Raw genomic sequence first — 16,774 nt, 5'->3', positions numbered from 1 at the left:
CGAAACGACGAAACGACGAAACGACGAAACGACGAAACGGCGAAACGGCGGGCGAGCGGGCAGCCGCCATCGCCAGGCCCGTTGACGCCGTCGCGGCATCCTGCCTAACATCGTTGCAACTGACCCGGAGCATTCGAGCATGAAAGCAGCATCCTTCATCGTGGTACTAGCAGGCAGTCGGCGCATGATCCGGTAGCGGTACCTGCCGGCACCCCATGCGCCCCCGACTCGTTCGGGGTTTTTTTTGTCCCGCCCGATCCTGCCTCCTCCTGCATCCAAATGACGACACCGACGATCGCCGAACGCCCGCTCCCGACGCTGTCCACGCTGACCCTGCTGTGCGCGCTCTCGGTGCTGCCGTTGAGCCTGTTCCTGCCGTCGCTGCCGAACATCGCGCGCGAATTCCGCGCCGACTACGCGCTCGTGAGCCTGTCGCTCGCCGGCTACGCGGCCGTCGCCGCGACGCTGGAGTTGGTGATGGGGCCGCTGTCGGACCGCTTCGGCCGGCGGCCGGTCGTCCTGACCGCGCTGGCGCTGTTCACGGCCGGATCGCTCGGCTGCGCGCTGGCTGCCGACGTCCGCGTGTTTCTCGCGTGCCGCCTGCTGCAGGCGTTCATCACGTGCTGCTACCCGGTGGCGATGGCGACGATCCGCGATACGGCCGGCTACACGCAGACCGCCAGCCGGATCGGTTACGCGGCGATGGCGGCGGCGCTCGCGCCGATGCTCGGCCCGACGCTGGGCGGCGCGCTCGACGAAACCTGCGGCTGGCGCGCGAGTTTCTGGTGCCTCGGCGTGGCCGGCAGCGCACTGTTCGCGTGGTGTTGGCTCACGTTCGGCGAAACCAACGGCAAGCCGTCGGATACGATCCGGCGGCAACTCCATGCGTATCCGGCGCTGTTCCGCGCGCGCCGCTTCTGGGCCTACGCGCTGTGCATGGCCTTCTCGACCGGCGCGTTCTATGCGTTCCTGGCCGGCGCGCCGCTGGCCGCGCGCACGGTATTCGGCTTGCCGCCTGCCATGCGCGGCGTCTACATGGGGACGATCACCGCGGGCTTCATGCTCGGCAGCTTCGCCGCCGGCCGATACGCGAGCCGATTTCGGCTGACGACGACGCTCGTCGCGGGACGCATTGTGGCCTGCGCCGGTCCGCTGCTCGGCCTCGCACTGTTCTTTGCGGGCGTGCGGCATCCGATCGCGCTGTTCGGCCCGTGCGTGCTGGTCGGCGTGGGCAACGGCCTGACGAATCCGGCGGCGCATGCCGGCGCGCTGTCGGTGCGTCCCGAACTGGCGGGGGGTGCGTCCGGCCTGGTCGGCGCGATGACCATCGGCGGCGGCGCCGCGCTGTCGTCGCTCACGGGCGTGGTGCTGACCGAACGCAATGCGGGCTACGCGCCGCTCGGCATGATGCTGCTGTCCGCCGCGATCGCGCTGTCGGCCGCCCTGTGTGCGCGCTGGATGGATGCGCGCAACGCGCGTCGCTGAACGACGCGATGCCGCGCCGGATCGCTCGGCGCGGCACGCGGCGCATTCATGCGTCGACGCTCAGGGCTTCGCGCCCATCGTGAAGGAGAACTGCGCGACGCCGTCGACGCCGCCCGTCACGCGGTCGTCCGGCTGCAGCGGGCCGACGCCGGCCGGCGTGCCGGTGAAGATCAGGTCGCCGGCTTGCAGCTCGACCGAGCGCGACACGTACGCAATGATGTCCGGCACCGGCCAGATCATGTCCGCGAGATCGCCTTGCTGGCGCGGCTCGCCGTTGACCGCGAGCCAGATGCGGCCGGTAGCCGGATGGCCAGTTGCCGAGACCGGCCGCAGCGCGGTCACCGGCCCCGACGCATCGAAGCCCTTCGCCCAGTCCCACGGCCGGCTCAGCTTCTTCGCTTCGGCCTGCAGGTCACGACGCGTCAGGTCGACGCCGACGCCGTAGCCCCACACGTGCGACAGCGCATCGGCCGGGTCGATCGAACGGCCGCCCTGGCCGATCGCGATCACGAGCTCGATTTCGTGATGGAGGTCGTTCGTCAGCGGCGGATACGGGACGGTGCCGTGCGCCGGCACGACCGCGTCGGCCGGCTTCGAAAAGAAGAACGGTGGCTCGCGGTTCGGATCGGCGCCCATCTCGCGCGCATGCTCGGCGTAGTTGCGGCCGACGCAGAACACGCGGCGCAGCGGAAAGCGCGCGGACGACTGCTCGACTTCGACGGAAGGACGCTCGGGAGCGTCGATGACGTATTCGGACATCGGATGGCCTCGTTCGGGTGGACGGCGGAAAGCCGGCGCACGCGTCGCGCGGCGGCCGGCATGCATGCAACGATACCCGACGCGCACCGCGCCGGATGCGACGCAACTGCGTATTACCGGGACAAAACTACGTCCGGAATGCCACTACGCGTCGCCGTCCGGCAGCACGGCGTTCGCTTCCCGGTACGCCTTCGGCGACACGCCGACCCGCGCGCGGAACCGCCGCGCGAAATACCCCTCGTCGCGGAAGCCGACCGCGCGCGCGATCTCCGAGATGCGCCGGCTCGTGTGGGCAAGCAGCGACTGCGCGAGCGCGATGCGGCGCTCGGTCACGAGATCGGTGAACGTGCTGCCGGTTTCCTTGCGGATCAGGTGCGCGAGATAGTTCGGCGACAGGAACGCGGCCTCGGCGGTGGCGGCGAGGGTCAGGTCTTCGCGGGTCAGGTTCGCGCGCACGTGGCGCAGCACGCGTGCGAGCGCGTCGCGCCGGCCCGCGCGATGCGCGCCGCGCTGCGCGAGCTTGTCGAGCGCGCCCGCGTACTGCGTGCAGACGAGCCCGATCAACTGCAGCAGGTAGCCGCGCAGCAGCGTCGTCGTGCCGAACGTGCGGACGCGGTCGGCGTCGAGCATGCACAGCGCGAGGCGGCGCGCTTCGTCGAACGTGTCGCCGGTCAGGATGAAGTCCAGATGCTCCTGGAAGCGGAACGGCGTGAGTTCGGGGAAGCGGTGTGCGGGTACGTCCTCGAGGTCGAGCGGATCGACGTCGAGATCGGCGCGCAGGAATGCCTGGCTGAAGTTGATCACGATGAAGTGCGCGCCTTCCGGGTGCGGGATCAGGTGCTCGCGGTACGGCAGCACGAACGCGAGCGCGCCGCGCGGAAACGGCCGCGTGACGCCGCCGATCCGCTGCTCGGTGTCGCCGCCGAGGTTGAACTGGATCTGGAAATACGCGTGGCGGTGGGGCTCGGTGATCGCCTGGCGCGACGCCTGGTCGCGGATGTAGAAATCGAGCCGGTCGCTGCGTTCGGGCATCCCGTACAGGCGCGGCGGGGCGGAGGAGGACATGACGGATTCGGCCAATCGTGACGCGGATGGAGCCGCGATGGTACAGCGAACGGCGCGCGGCCGGAACCGCGCGTCAGCGCGCGAGTTGCCGCGCGACCCGCCGCCGCAATTCGGGCAGCACGTCGGTCTCGAACCACGGATGGTGCTTGAACCAGCCCTGGTTGCGCGGCGACGGGTGCGGCAGCGGCAGCACGTCCGCGCCGTAGTCGCGCCACGCGGCGACGGTGTCGGTCAGCGACGCCTTGCGCGAGTCGGGCAGGAAATGCCGCTGTGCGTACGTGCCGATCAGCAGCGTCAGCCGGATCGCGGGCAGTTCGGCGAGCAGCCGGTCGAGCCACAGCCGCGCGCATTCGGGGCGCGGCGGATTGTCGCCGCTTGCGCCGCGGCCCGGGTAGCAGAAGCCCATCGGCACGATCGCGAAGCGCGTCGGGTCGTAGAACGTGTCCGCGTCGACGCCGAGCCACTCGCGCAGCCGCTTGCCGCTCGCGTCGTCCCACGGGATGCCGCTCGCATGCACGCGCGCGCCGGGCGCCTGCCCGACGATCAGGATGCGCGCATCGCGATGCGCGCGCAGCACGGGGCGGGGCCCAAGCGGCAGCACCGCTTCGCAGGCGCGGCACGCGCGGATTTCGGTGAGCAGCGCGTCGAGCGACGCGCCGGGGCGATTGGACATCGATTTCGGTGAAGGAGGCGAGAAACGTTGTGTCGCCAGCGGGTTGTCGTGTACCGCCGCCACGCGTGGCACCGGCACGCGCATCGCATCGGATGCGCCCGTCCGGCGCGCAGTGCGCGGCCATCCGGCAACGATCCGGAGCGAACGCTTCCGACCCCGCCCGCTATCCGGCGAGCGCGGCGCCCGTCCCGGCGACCGCAGCATCATACAACGCGGGGTCCGCGATCGCCGCGGCGATCGCCCGGTCGTCGTGCGCGCCGGATAGCATCCCCCAGCGCCGGTATTGCGACAGGAACCACAGGCCGTCTTCGGTGCGCGGCCGGTTCACCGTGCCGTTCGCGTGGAACGCGACCGGGAGCGGCGGCGCGGCGAACGGCCCCGCGCCGTAGTCGCCGAGCAGGCGCGGCGCGATCAGCGCGGCCGGCACGCCGAGCGCATCCGGCGATGCGAGCCAGCCGGCCGCCTCGATGCGGTGCGCAGGGCTGTCGAGCCATGCGCACGCGTCAGCCAGCGTGCGGATCAGCGCCCGCGCCGTGTTCGGATACAGCGCGGCGAAATCGCGCCGGCAGGCCAGCGCCTTCTCCGGATGATCGGGCCATACCTCGCTCGTCGCGGCGACCGTGCGGCCCGCGCGGCACGCCTCGGCCACCGCGTGCCACGGCTCTCCAGCGCAAAAGCCGTCGAGCTCGCCGTTCGCGAGCGCCGCGACCATCTCCGGCGGCGGGATCACGACGCTGCGGATCGCGTGTAGCGGATCGACACCTTGCGACGCGAGCCAATGATAGAGCCACATCGCGTGCGTGCCGGTCGGGAAGGTCTGCGCGAACACCGGCGGGCGGCCGAGCGTCGCGAGCGCGTCCTTCAGGTTGCCGCGGGCGCGATACGCGTCGGCGAGCGCCCCTGAGAACGTGATCGCCTGGCCGTTGCGGTTCAGCACCATCAGCACGGCCATGTCCGCCTGCGGGCTCGCGATGCCGAGCTGCATGCCGCAGACGAGGCCGTACAGCGCATGCGCGGCGTCGAGCTCGCCGGACAGCAGCTTGTCGCGCACCGCGGCCCACGACGGTTCGCGGCTCAGTTCGAGCGTGAGGCCGTGGCGTGCGCCGAGGCCGAGGCGCTGCGCGACGATCAGCGGGGCCGCGTCGCTCAGCGCGACGAAGCCGAGGCGGAGATGCGCGCGTTCGGGCGCGGCGGCGGGGGAAGTCGTCATGGCAATGACACTCATGGTTGCGGGTCGCCGGCGAGCACTTCGCGCGCGGCGTCGACGATGCGGATGCCCCGGTCCATCGCGCGCTTGCGCAGCGCCGCGTATGCGTCGGGCTCGGACAGCTTGCGGTGGTCCATCAGCGTGCGCTTCGCGCGATCGATCAGCTTGCGGTCCTCGAGCTCGCGCTCGACGTCGGCGAGCCGGCGGCGCAGCGCGTCGTCATGCGAGAAGCGCGCGAGCGCGACCTCGAGGATCGGCGCGAGCCGCTCGGCCGACAGCCCTTCGACCAGATAGGCGCTGACGCCCGCGCCGACTGCCGCGCGGATCAGCGTCTGGTCGGCGTCGTGGCTGAACATCAGCACCGGGCGCGGCGCGGTCGCGTTCATCACGGCGAGCTGTTCGAGCGTGTCGCGCGACGGCGATTCGGTATCGATGATCACGACGTCGGGCCGCTGCGCCTCGACGACCGCAGGCAGCCGCGCGGGCGTCGCGACTTCGTTCAGCATCTCGTAGCCGAGGCGCGCGAGCGCGTCGCGCAGGTCGCCGATCGGTTTTTGCGTATCGGTGACGAGCAGCACGCGCAGCTTGGCGGGCGAAACGGACGCACTCATGACGTGAACGGAACGAACGGGGTGGCGGTGCCCGGCGGGGCGGTTCGGCGGCTGTCCGTCATGGACATGCGCTCGATGTCCGCCGGGGACTTCCGGCGGGCGTTCCATGAGGAATGCCTGCGTCCGTCGCGGCGCGACCTCGTTCGGGCGCCCCGCGGGCGCTCGCCTTTTTCACTATAGATGCGCGGCTTTGGCCGCGTCGCACGCCGCATCCTAGGCGGCCCGCGCGATCGCGTGCGCGGGGCCCGCGGCGTCGGCCAGCGCAGCCGCTTCGCCGATCGCGGCACCGACCAGGATCACGGCCGGGCTGCCGAGGCCCGTTTCGGCGACGCCTTGCGCGAGCATGCCGAGCGAGCCGGTCCAGCGGCGCTCGTCGGGCGTGCCCGCCCACTGGACGGCCGCGGCGGGCGTCGCCGCGGGCAGCGCGGCGAGCAGGCCGGCCGCGATCCGCTCGATGCGGCTCATCCCCATGTAGATCGCGAGCGTCGTGCCGGTCGCGGCGAGCCGCGACCAGTCGGGTTCGCCGTGGTCCTGCAGATGCGCGGTGACGAACGTGACGCCCTGGCAATGCTCGCGATGCGTGAGCGACACGCCGAGGCCGGCCGCCGCCGCGAAACCCGACGAGATGCCGTTGACGATGTCGACGGGAATCGCCGCGTCGCGCAGCATCTTCAGCTCCTCGCCGGCGCGTCCGAACAGCAGCGCCTCGCCGCCTTTCACGCGCACCACGTGCGCGCCGCGCAGCGCGTAGCGGCGCATCAGCCGCTCGATGAACGCCTGCGGCGTCGAACGGCAGCCGCCGCGCTTGCCGACGCGCACGACGCGCGCCTGCGGCGCGAGCGTGACGATCTCCGGATTGACCAGATCGTCGAGCAGGATGACGTCGGCGGCCGCGAGCGCCTTCACGGCCTTCAGCGTGAGCAGGTCGAGATCGCCGGGGCCGGCGCCGAGCAGCGTGACCTTGCCAGTCTTCATGATGCTTGTCCCATTGCCACGCATGCGCGGCGGTCGAAATAACGGATCGGATGCGACTTGTGCCGGTGCCGCCGCGCTCGCCGAAGCGACAACGGCGTCCGCCCGTGCCACCGCACGGAGGGACGCCGTTGTCCGGAAGCGTCCATCCACGACGAGGTGGCGGGCGCGCGCTGCGGGTACCGCACACCGGCGCCGTTGCCGGTGTCTTGCCCAGGGTCACGCAATATTCGGGCCACCCGCGTGCCAGGGCGCGTCGGCGTGCCGCCCCGCGCCGCGTGCGGTCTCGACGGGCAAACACCGGCCGGCGCGCGGTGCGTCGGTGCGATGCCGCATGCGGGTGCGCCATTCACCACGAACGTGCACAGCATTGCAGCACGGTGACAGTGCTGCATCGCACCACATCTGTGCCTCGCTGCGCCATGACGCGTCGCCGAAGCCGGGCAGGGACGCATCGCGCAGGCGCCCGAAATCGCCGTGATCCCTTGTATGGCGGGATTTCGCACGACATGGCACGCCCCTTGCATAGTGTGGTCCGTGCGAATCAACGGCGATTCGCTCGCAGTACCGAATACCGATACGCCCGGCAACGGGCTTCCTGGGCAACGGCGTCCTACGGATCGGGTCTCGACATGCGCGAGACCGGGTTCGCAGGACGCCGTTTTCGTTTGGTGAATGGGAAATGACCGACAAAGCTACCCGCATCGATCTCTTCAGCCTGAGCACCGCGCCGATGCGCGCGTTCCATCTGACGTGGATGGCGTTCTTCGTGTGCTTCTTCGCGTGGTTCGCGTGCGCACCGCTGATGCCGCTCATCGCGCACGAATTTCACCTGAGCGCCGCGCAGGTCGCGAACATCAACATCGCGGCGGTGGCCGCGACGATCGCCGTGCGGCTGGTCGTCGGCCCGCTGTGCGACCGCTTCGGTCCGCGCCGCGTGTATGCGGGGCTGCTCGCGATCGGCGCATTTCCCGTGATCGCGGTCGCGTTCAGCCATGACTACCTGTCGTTCCTGATCTGCCGGCTCGGCATCGGCGCGGTGGGCGCGAGCTTCGTGATCACGCAGTACCACACGTCGGTGATGTTCGCGCCGAACATCGTCGGCACCGCGAACGCGACGTCGGCCGGCTGGGGCAACGCCGGCGCGGGTGCCGCGCAGGCTTTCCTGCCGCTGCTCGCAGCGGCCGCGCTGATGCTCGGTTTCGGCGAAGCGTCCGCGTGGCGCGCCGCGCTCGTCGTGCCGGGCATCGCGATGCTCGTGATGTCATGGGTTTACTGGCGCTACACGCAGGACTGCCCGCAAGGCGATTTCGTCGCGCTGCGCAAGGAAGGCGTGACGATCGACAGCGGCAAGAAGGGCGGCTGGGCGAGCTTCGCCGCCGCATGCGCGAACTACCGCGTGTGGATGCTGTTCGTCACGTACGGCGCGTGCTTCGGCGTCGAGGTGTTCATCCACAACGTCGCCGCGCTGTACTACGTCGACCACTTCCACCTGTCGCTGAAGGAGGCGGGCCTCGCCGCCGGCTTGTTCGGCGTGCTCGCGCTGTTCGCCCGCGCGCTCGGCGGCTGGCTGTCCGACAAGATCGCCGCGCGCCGCAGCCTCGACGTGCGCGCGTCGCTGCTCTGCGCGCTGATCGTCGGCGAAGGGCTCGGGCTGATCTGGTTTTCGCACACGAACACGGTCGGGCTCGCGCTGGTCGCGATGCTGACGTTCGGCCTCTTCACGCACATGGCCTGCGGCGCGACGTACGCGCTCGTGCCGTTCATCGACCGCAAGGCGCTCGGCGGCGTCGCGGGCATCGTCGGCGCGGGCGGCAACGCCGGCGCGGTCGCGGCCGGCTTCCTGCTGAAGGGCGTCGGCGACGTGCAGCACACGCTGAGCCTGCTTGGCCTGATCGTCACCGTATCCGCGCTCTGCGCGATGGCGGTGCGCTTCAGCGAAGAACACAAGGCCCGCGAGGCAGCGCTGCGCGAGCGCGCGCTGGCGGGCAGCATCGCAAACTGATCGTTCGGGGAAACCTCATCATGAAACTCATCGTCATCGGTCACGGCATGGTCGGCCACAAGCTGCTCGAGTGCGTCGCGGCGGACGCCGCCGGCGCGCTCCAGGTCACCGTGCTCGGCGAGGAGCCGCGCGCCGCATATGATCGCGTGCATCTGTCGGAATTCTTCTCGGGCAAGACGGCGGACGACCTGTCGCTCGTCGCGCCGGGCTTCTTCGAGCAGAACCCGCACATCGACCTGCGCCTGAACGCGCAGGTCGCGTCGATCGACCGCGACGCGCATACGGTCACGCTGAGCTCCGGCGAAACGCTCGCGTACGACAAGCTCGTGCTCGCAACCGGCTCGCGCCCGTTCGTGCCGCCGGTGCCGGGCCGTGAGCGCGCGGACTGCTTCGTGTACCGCACGATCGAGGACCTCGAAGCGATGCAGGCATGCGGCGCGCGCGCGAAGCGCGGCGTCGTGATCGGCGGCGGGCTGCTCGGCCTCGAATGCGCGAAGGCGCTGCGCGACATGGGGCTCGACACGCACGTCGTCGAATTCGCGCCGCGCCTGATGGCCGTGCAGGTCGACGAAGGCGGCGGCCGGATGCTGCGCGCGAAGATCGAGGCGCTCGGCGTGACGGTGCATACGGGCAAGAACACGCTCGAGATCGTCGACGGCGAAGAAGGGACGCACCGGATGCAGTTCGCCGACGGCACGCATCTCGACACCGACATGATCGTGTTCTCGGCCGGCATCCGTGCGCGCGACGAACTCGCGCGTGCATGCGGGCTCGAACTCGGCCCGCGCGGCGGCGTCGCGATCGACGACAGCTGCCGCACAAGCGACTCGGACATCTACGCGATCGGCGAATGCGCGGCGTGGAACGGGATGGTGTACGGCCTCGTCGCGCCGGGCTACGACATGGCGCGCATCGTCGCGAAGCAACTGACGGGCGAGGCCGCCGCATTCGCCGGCGCGGACATGAGCACGAAGCTCAAGCTGATGGGCGTCGACGTCGCGAGCATCGGCGACGCGCACGGCGCGACGGCCGGCAGCCGCACCTACCAGTACGCGGACGAGCGCAAGCAGGTCTACAAGAAGCTCGTCGTGTCCGACTGCGGCAAGTTCCTGCTCGGCGCGGTGATGGTCGGCGACGCGGCCGAATACGGCACGCTGCTGCAGATGATGCTGAACCGCATGGAGCTGCCGGAGTCGCCGGAATTCCTGATCCTGCCGTCGTCGGACGGCGCGGCGAAGCCCGCGCTCGGCGTCGACGCGCTGCCGGACGGCGCGCAGATCTGCTCGTGCAACAACGTGTCGAAGTCGCAGATCTGTGCGGCGGTGTGCGACGGCGCGACGAGCATCGGCGCGCTGAAGTCGTGCACGGGCGCGGGCACGTCGTGCGGCGGCTGCGTGCCGCTCGTCACGCAGATCATGAAGGCCGAGATGAAGAAGAACGGCCTCGCGGTCAACAACCATATCTGCGAGCACTTCCCGTATTCGCGGCAGGAGCTGTTCCACCTGATCCGCGTCGAGCGCATCCAGACTTTCGGCGAACTGCTCGCGAAGCACGGCCACGGCCTCGGCTGCGACGTCTGCAAGCCGGCGGTGGCAGGCATCCTCGCGTCGTGCTTCAACGAGTTCGTGCTGAAGAAGGAGCACGCGGGCCTGCAGGACTCGAACGACTACTACCTCGCGAACATCCAGCGCGATGGCACGTATTCGGTCGTGCCGCGCATGGCCGGCGGCGAAGTGACGCCCGAAGGGCTGATCGCAGTGGGCCAGGTCGCGAAGAAATACGGCCTGTACACGAAGATCACCGGCGGCCAGCGGGTCGACCTGTTCGGCGCGCGCGTCGAACAGCTGCCGCTGATCTGGGAGGAGCTGATCGCCGCGGGCTTCGAGTCGGGCCATGCGTACGGCAAGTCGGTGCGCACCGTGAAGTCGTGCGTCGGCTCGACCTGGTGCCGCTACGGCGTCGACGATTCGGTCGGCCTCGCGATCGAGATCGAGAACCGCTACAAGGGCCTGCGCGCGCCGCACAAGCTGAAGTTCGGCGTGTCGGGCTGCACGCGCGAATGCGCGGAAGCGCAGGGCAAGGACGTCGGCATCATCGCGACCGAGAAGGGCTGGAACCTGTATGTGTGCGGCAACGGGGGGATGAAGCCGCGTCATGCGGAACTGCTCGCGGCCGACCTCGACCACGACACGCTGATCCGCTACATCGACCGCTTCCTGATGTTCTACATCCGCACCGCGGACCGGCTGCAGCGCACGAGCGTGTGGCGCGACAACCTCGAAGGCGGGCTCGACTACCTGATCGACGTCGTCGTGAATGACCGGCTCGGCCTCGCGGCCGAACTGGAAGCGGACATGCAGCATGTCGTCGATACGTACGAATGCGAGTGGAAGAAGGCCGTCACCGATCCCGAGACGCGCAAGCGCTTCCGCCACTTCGTGAACAGCGATGCGCCCGACGCGAACATCGCGTTCGTCGAGACGCGCGGCCAGATCCGCCCCGCGACGCCCGACGAGCGCGTGCGCGGCAAGCGCATCGACATCCCGGTGGTGCTCGAAACCGAGACCGCCTGAGCCATCCCTCCCGATCATTGCCAGCAAGGAGAAAGCCATGAGCAACGAACAGATCGAAGTGTCCTGGACCCCCGTGTGCGCGCTCGACGAGATCGTGCCGAACACCGGCGTGTGCGCGCTCGTCAACGGCGAGCAGGTCGCCGTGTTCCACGTCGCGCACGAGGCCGGCGGCGTGTTCGCGATCCACAACGTCGATCCGGCATCGCAGGCGGCCGTGATGTCGCGCGGCCTCGTCGGCAACCTCGGCGAGCGGATCGTCGTCGCGTCGCCGCTGTACAAGCATCACTTCGACCTGCGCACCGGCGAATGCCTCGAAGCGCCGGACCAGTCGGTCAACACGTACCGGTCGCGCGTGCACGACGGCGTCGTGTGGGTTGCGGCCTGATTCACAACCCGATCAGCAGCCTGACGAAACCGGAGCGCGCATGACTGCCACGAACGTGAAGACGGTGTGTCCCTACTGCGGCGTCGGCTGCGGGATGGTGCTGCACGTCGAGGACGGCGAGGTCGTCAAGGCGTCCGGCGACCCCGACCATCCGACCAACTTCGGGCGGCTCTGCACGAAGGGTTCGTCGGCGCACGTCGCGCTGCGCAAGTCGGGGCGGCTGGAAAGCGCGTTCGTGCGCCGCGCGCGCGAGGACGACCTCGTGCCGCTGCCGGCGCGCGACGCGATCGCCGAGACCGCGCGCCGGCTGCGCGCAGTGCTCGACGCGCATGGTCCCGACGCGCTGTCGTTCTACGTGTCGGGACAGATGTCGATCGAGGCGCAGTACCTCGTCAACAAGCTCGCGAAGGGCTTCGTCGGCACCAACAACATCGAGTCGAACTCGCGCCTGTGCATGGCGAGCGCGAGTAGCGGCTACAAGCTGTCGCTCGGCGCGGACGGCCCGCCGGGCTCGTACCAGGACTTCGAGCGCGCAGACCTGTTCTTCGTGATCGGCGCGAACATGGCGGACTGCCACCCGATCCTGTTCCTGCGGATGATGGATCGCGTGAAGGCCGGCGCGAAGCTGATCGTCGTCGATCCGCGGCGCACGGGCACGGCCGACAAGGCGGACCTGTTCCTGCAGATCCGTCCGGGCACCGACCTCGCGCTGCTGAACGGGCTGCTGCATCTGCTGCATGCGAACGGCAAGACCGATGCCGCGTTCATCGCGGACTACACCGAAGGATGGGACGCGATGTCGGCGTTCCTCGCCGACTACACGCCGGACAAGGTTGCGGCAATCACGGGCCTCGCCGAAGCCGACATCCGCCGCGCGGCCGAATGGATCGGCGACGCGCCGGAATGGACGAGCTGCTGGACGATGGGGCTCAACCAGAGCACGCACGGCGTGTGGAACACGAATGCGATCTGCAACCTGCATCTCGCGACCGGCAGGATCTGCCGGCCCGGCAGCGGCCCGTTCTCGCTGACCGGCCAGCCGAACGCGATGGGCGGGCGCGAGATGGGCTACATGGGGCCGGGGCTGCCCGGCCAGCGCTCGGTGCTGTCCGACGCGGACCGGCAGTTCGTCGAGGACATGTGGCGCGTGCCGCGCGGCACGCTGCGCACCGAGACCGGCAAGGGCACGATCGACCTGTTCGAACGGATGGCGGCCGGCGACGTGAAGGCGTGCTGGATCGTCTGCACGAACCCGGTCGCGACGGTCGCGAACCGGCAGACCGTGATCGCCGGGCTGCAGGCCGCGGAACTCGTGGTCGCGCAGGACGCGTTCCTCGACACCGAGACCAACCGCTATGCGGACATCCTGCTGCCGGGCGCGCTGTGGGCCGAAGGCGACGGGGTGATGATCAACTCCGAACGCAACATGACGCTGATGCGGCAGGCGATCGCGCCGCCCGGCGACGCGCTGCCGGACTGGAAGATCGTCGCGGAGGTCGCGTGCGCGATGGGCTTCGCGGATGCGTTCAGCTATGCATCGGCTGCCGACGTGTTCGACGAGATCGTCCGCTTCACGAACCCCGCGACCGGCTACGACCTGCGCGGCGCGAGCCACGCGGCGCTCGCCGACACGCCGCTGCAGTGGCCGTGCGCACCGGATGCGGTGCACGACCGCAACCCGATCCGCTACCTGAACGACGGCGTGAGCCAGACGCTGCGCACGGCGGCGGACGGCGGCATGCAGAACCCGCGCATCGCATTCCCGACGGCGTCCGGCAAGGCGCAGTTCTTCGCGCGGCCGCACGTCGCGCCGCGCGAGCTGCCGGACGGCGAATTCCCGATCGTGCTGAACACCGGGCGGCTGCAGCACCAGTGGCACACGATGACGAAGACGGGCAAGGTGCCGATGCTGAACAAGCTGAATCCGCGCCCGTTCGTCGAAATCCATCCGGAAGATGCGCGCGCGCTCGGCATCGCCGCGAAGGACAGCGTCGAGATCCGCTCGCGGCGCGGGCGTGCGGTGCTGCCGGCCGTCGTGACCGACCGCGTGCAGCCCGGCAACTGCTTCGCGCCGATGCACTGGAACGACGTGTACGGCGACGACCTGTGCATCAACGCGGTCACGAACGACGCGATCGACCCGGTTTCCCAGCAGCCGGAACTGAAATTCTGCGCGGTCGCGCTGAGCCGGGTCGACGCGGCCCCGCTCGAGCGCGCCGCCGACGACACCCCGCAGCGCGACCCGGACGTCGCCGAGGCCGCGCCCGAGCCGGCCGCCGCATCCGGCGCGCCTGCGACACTGGAATTCGACATGGCTGACATCGACACCTTCGCCGCCGCGCTCGGGATCGCCGAGACGGCGCCGCCCGCGCTTTCCGACGCGGAGCGCCACTACGTCGCGGGCTTCGTCAGCGGCCTGCGCACCGATGCAGGCCGCCGCGCGGGCGGCGTGCCCGTGCTGCCCGCGAGCGCGCCGCTCGCCGCGCCGACGCGTCTGTGGCTCGACGGCATGCTCGCGGGGCTGTTCAGCCGCGCGACGGCCGGCCACGGGATGCCGGCAACCATGCCCGCACCGCAAGCGGATGGCGCGACAGCCGCCGCAGCCGCGCCGGGCGGCGTGCGGATCGTCCGCACGCGGCCGAAGGTCGTGCTGCTGTGGGCATCGCAGACGGGCAATATCGAATCGCTGACCGAGGATTACGCGACGCAGTTGATGAACGCGGGCTTCGAGATCCGCACGACCTGCATGTCCGATTACCCGATCGCGTCGCTGGCGAAGGCGCAATACGTGCTGCTGATGACGAGCACGTTCGGCGACGGCGACCCGCCCGACAACGGCCGCGACTTCTGGGATGCACTGAAGGCAGATGGCGCGGCGCGTCTCGACGGTGTGCATTTCGCGGTGCTTGCGTTCGGCGACCGCAACTACGACCAGTTCTGCGGCCACGGCCGCCAGCTCGACGCGCGGTTCGCCGAACTTGGCGCGACGCGGCTGTCGCCGCGCGTCGATTGCGACGTCGAATTCCAGGCCGACGCGGACCGCTGGCTCGAACGTATCGTCGCGCGGATCAAGGAAGAGGACGCGGCGCTGCACGCGGTGCCGGCGGACGGGATGATCCCGCCGGGCGCATTGCCGACGAAGGCGCATCCGGCGCCGTCGCGGCTCGTCGCGAACCTGCGGCTGAATCATCCGGGCGCGGCGAAGGACACGCGCTACGTGTCGCTGTCGACCGAAGGCGCGAACCTCGAATACGAGGCCGGCGACGCGCTCGGCGTGTGGCCGACCAACTGTCCGGCGCTCGTCGACGAACTGCTCGACATGACTGCGCTGAAAGCCGACACGCCGGTGACGGTTCCGGGCGTCGGCGACGTGCGGCTCGGCGACGCGCTCGCGCGCCACCTCGACATCACGCGGCCGCATCCGGACGCGCTTGCGTTCATCGCCGCGCGCAGTTCGAACGGCGCACTGAAGGCGCTGCTCGGCGACGAGCGCAAGGCCGACCTGAAGAACTGGCTGTGGGGGCAGCAGCTTGCCGACGTGCTGCACGAATATCCGGTCGAGCTGTCGGGCGCGGAACTCGTCGGCATGCTGAAGCGGATGCAGCCGCGCCTCTACTCGATCGCATCGAGCCCGAACGCGCATCGCGGCGAGATCCACCTGACCGTGTCCGCCGTGCGTTATCACAACGGCCGCCGTGCGCGCAAAGGCGTCGCGTCGACGTTCCTCGCGGATCGCGCGGACGACGGCCGCGTGCCGGTGTTCGTACAGAAGTCCGCGCATTTCCGGCCGCCGGCGAGTGGTGACGTGCCAATCGTGATGGTTGGGCCTGGCACGGGCATCGCGCCGTTTCGTGGCTTCCTGCATGAGCGCGAAGCGCGCGGCGCACGTGGGCGCAACTGGCTGTTCTTCGGCGAGCAGCATGCGCAGACCGACTTCTACTATCGCGACGAGCTGGCCACGATGCGCGACAGCGGCTTCCTGACGCGGCTCGATCTCGCGTTCTCGCGCGATCAGGCGGAGAAGGTGTACGTGCAGGACCGGATGCGCGAGCAGGGCGCCGAGCTGTTCGCGTGGCTGGAGGAGGGCGCGCATTTCTACGTGTGCGGCGATGCGTCCCGGATGGCGAAGGACGTCGATGCGGCGCTGAAATCGGTGGTCGCCGTGCACGGCGGGATGTCCGACGACAAGGCGAGTGAATACGTCGCGCGGCTCGCGAAGGAGCGGCGCTACGTGCGGGACGTGTATTGAGTGGCTGGCGCGACTTTGGATATGAGTGCACGACGTTTGATCCGACGGTTCATCATGGTGTTTCTCCAACGCATCCACGATCCTCGGAGGGAACGTCATGAAGACGTTGCTTCCGATCACGATGCGGGCCATCAGGGTATCCGCGGCGCTGGCGGCTGCCGCCGTCTGGAGCGCATCCGCCGTCGCGCAGGCCATGACGCTGCCGCCAGGCGCCGTCGTCGCGACGACGGACGACGCGGTGCTGCTGACTGTTTCTCTGAAGCACGATCAGTCGCGTCCACTTGATGAAACATATTTTGACGGTTTCCTGCGCGTCGGGATGCGGTGCGATGCCCGGACGATTCGCACCTGAAGCGGGGTGATCAGGAGTCTGAATCAGTAAATTACCGTCGGATGTGGTCATGAAGCGAGGGATTTATCGGAAATCACGGGTTGCGATCAGATAAGTACTAGAAATCACGCTCCCCTGAATCTTTGATGTCTGGCAGTTGGTGACGGTTGCCTTATGGTTTCCTGACGAGTGCCTTGCTATTGTTCATCGGTCGAAGAAAGACACCCGTGAAGGACGATGAACAAAAAGACCTACCGTCTGGTGTACTCCAGATTCCGGGGAATGGCGGTGGCCGTTGAAGAGACGGCGGCTGCCACGGGGAAATCCGCTTCAGGCGAAAGCCGCGCCGGCCGTCGCGCGTCGGGCGGCACGGGCTTGCTGATCGCGGCTGCTTCGCTGGCAACTGCGCCGACGATCGCATCGGCGCAGATCGTGCCGACGCCCGGCACCAGTACGCAG

Annotated in this window: 13 protein-coding genes; 7 read left to right on the top strand and 6 right to left on the bottom strand. The window is 69.4% G+C overall.

Annotation, left to right across the window (positions count from 1 at the left end):
• The first annotated feature begins 279 nt into the window (after window positions 1-279).
• Window positions 280-1,485: a Bcr/CflA family efflux MFS transporter gene (locus ACV229_RS10340; protein ID WP_448083034.1), complete on the top strand. Its 1,206-nt coding sequence runs from the start codon at window positions 280-282 to the stop codon at window positions 1,483-1,485.
• 60 nt (window positions 1,486-1,545) lie between these two features.
• Here ACV229_RS10340 and ACV229_RS10335 read toward each other — a convergent pair whose 3' ends face one another.
• From ACV229_RS10335 to cobA, 6 genes are all read right to left on the bottom strand, one after another.
• Window positions 1,546-2,244, bottom strand: a complete 699-nt coding sequence (locus tag ACV229_RS10335; protein WP_448083033.1) for a fumarylacetoacetate hydrolase family protein — start codon at window positions 2,242-2,244, stop codon at window positions 1,546-1,548.
• Between the two features lie 144 nt (window positions 2,245-2,388).
• Window positions 2,389-3,309 carry a helix-turn-helix transcriptional regulator gene (locus tag ACV229_RS10330; RefSeq protein WP_448083032.1) on the bottom strand — a complete coding sequence of 307 codons (921 nt, stop codon included), beginning with the start codon at window positions 3,307-3,309 and terminating at the stop codon, window positions 2,389-2,391.
• Between the two features lie 73 nt (window positions 3,310-3,382).
• Complete coding sequence (locus tag ACV229_RS10325; RefSeq protein WP_448083031.1) at window positions 3,383-3,982, bottom strand: uracil-DNA glycosylase family protein; 600 nt, start codon at window positions 3,980-3,982, stop codon at window positions 3,383-3,385.
• Between the two features lie 163 nt (window positions 3,983-4,145).
• Complete coding sequence (locus tag ACV229_RS10320; protein WP_448083030.1) at window positions 4,146-5,192, bottom strand: CmpA/NrtA family ABC transporter substrate-binding protein; 1,047 nt, start codon at window positions 5,190-5,192, stop codon at window positions 4,146-4,148.
• 11 nt (window positions 5,193-5,203) lie between these two features.
• Window positions 5,204-5,800, bottom strand: coding sequence for an ANTAR domain-containing response regulator (locus ACV229_RS10315; RefSeq protein WP_448083029.1), 597 nt, complete (start codon window positions 5,798-5,800; stop codon window positions 5,204-5,206).
• 213 nt (window positions 5,801-6,013) lie between these two features.
• Entirely contained in the window at window positions 6,014-6,775 is a 762-nt protein-coding gene (gene cobA, locus ACV229_RS10310; protein WP_448083028.1) for a uroporphyrinogen-III C-methyltransferase, read from the bottom strand.
• 679 nt (window positions 6,776-7,454) lie between these two features.
• Here cobA and ACV229_RS10305 point away from each other — a divergent pair.
• From ACV229_RS10305 to ACV229_RS10280, 6 genes are all read left to right on the top strand, one after another.
• Window positions 7,455-8,777 carry an MFS transporter gene (locus tag ACV229_RS10305; protein ID WP_448083027.1) on the top strand — a complete coding sequence of 441 codons (1,323 nt, stop codon included), beginning with the start codon at window positions 7,455-7,457 and terminating at the stop codon, window positions 8,775-8,777.
• Window positions 8,778-8,797: 20 nt separating this feature from the next.
• A complete protein-coding gene (gene nirB, locus ACV229_RS10300; RefSeq protein WP_448083026.1) occupies window positions 8,798-11,350 on the top strand; it encodes a nitrite reductase large subunit NirB in 2,553 nt (850 codons plus the stop codon).
• 37 nt (window positions 11,351-11,387) lie between these two features.
• A complete protein-coding gene (gene nirD / locus ACV229_RS10295) occupies window positions 11,388-11,735 on the top strand; it encodes a nitrite reductase small subunit NirD (protein WP_448083025.1) in 348 nt (115 codons plus the stop codon).
• A 40-nt stretch (window positions 11,736-11,775) separates the two neighbouring features.
• Window positions 11,776-15,984 carry a molybdopterin-dependent oxidoreductase gene (locus tag ACV229_RS10290; protein WP_448083024.1) on the top strand — a complete coding sequence of 1,403 codons (4,209 nt, stop codon included), beginning with the start codon at window positions 11,776-11,778 and terminating at the stop codon, window positions 15,982-15,984.
• A 97-nt stretch (window positions 15,985-16,081) separates the two neighbouring features.
• On the top strand, window positions 16,082-16,336 hold the full coding sequence (locus tag ACV229_RS10285) for a hypothetical protein (protein ID WP_448083023.1): 255 nt from the start codon (window positions 16,082-16,084) through the stop codon (window positions 16,334-16,336).
• A gap of 216 nt (window positions 16,337-16,552) precedes the next feature.
• The coding region (locus ACV229_RS10280) for an ESPR-type extended signal peptide-containing protein (RefSeq protein ID WP_448083022.1) at window positions 16,553-16,774 on the top strand (222 nt) is incomplete at its 3' end.

The sequence above is a fragment of the Burkholderia sp. MR1-5-21 genome (assembly GCF_053427715.1).
The sequence above is the reverse complement of the archived record's forward strand: the minus strand, read 5'-3'. Positions and strand labels throughout refer to the sequence as shown.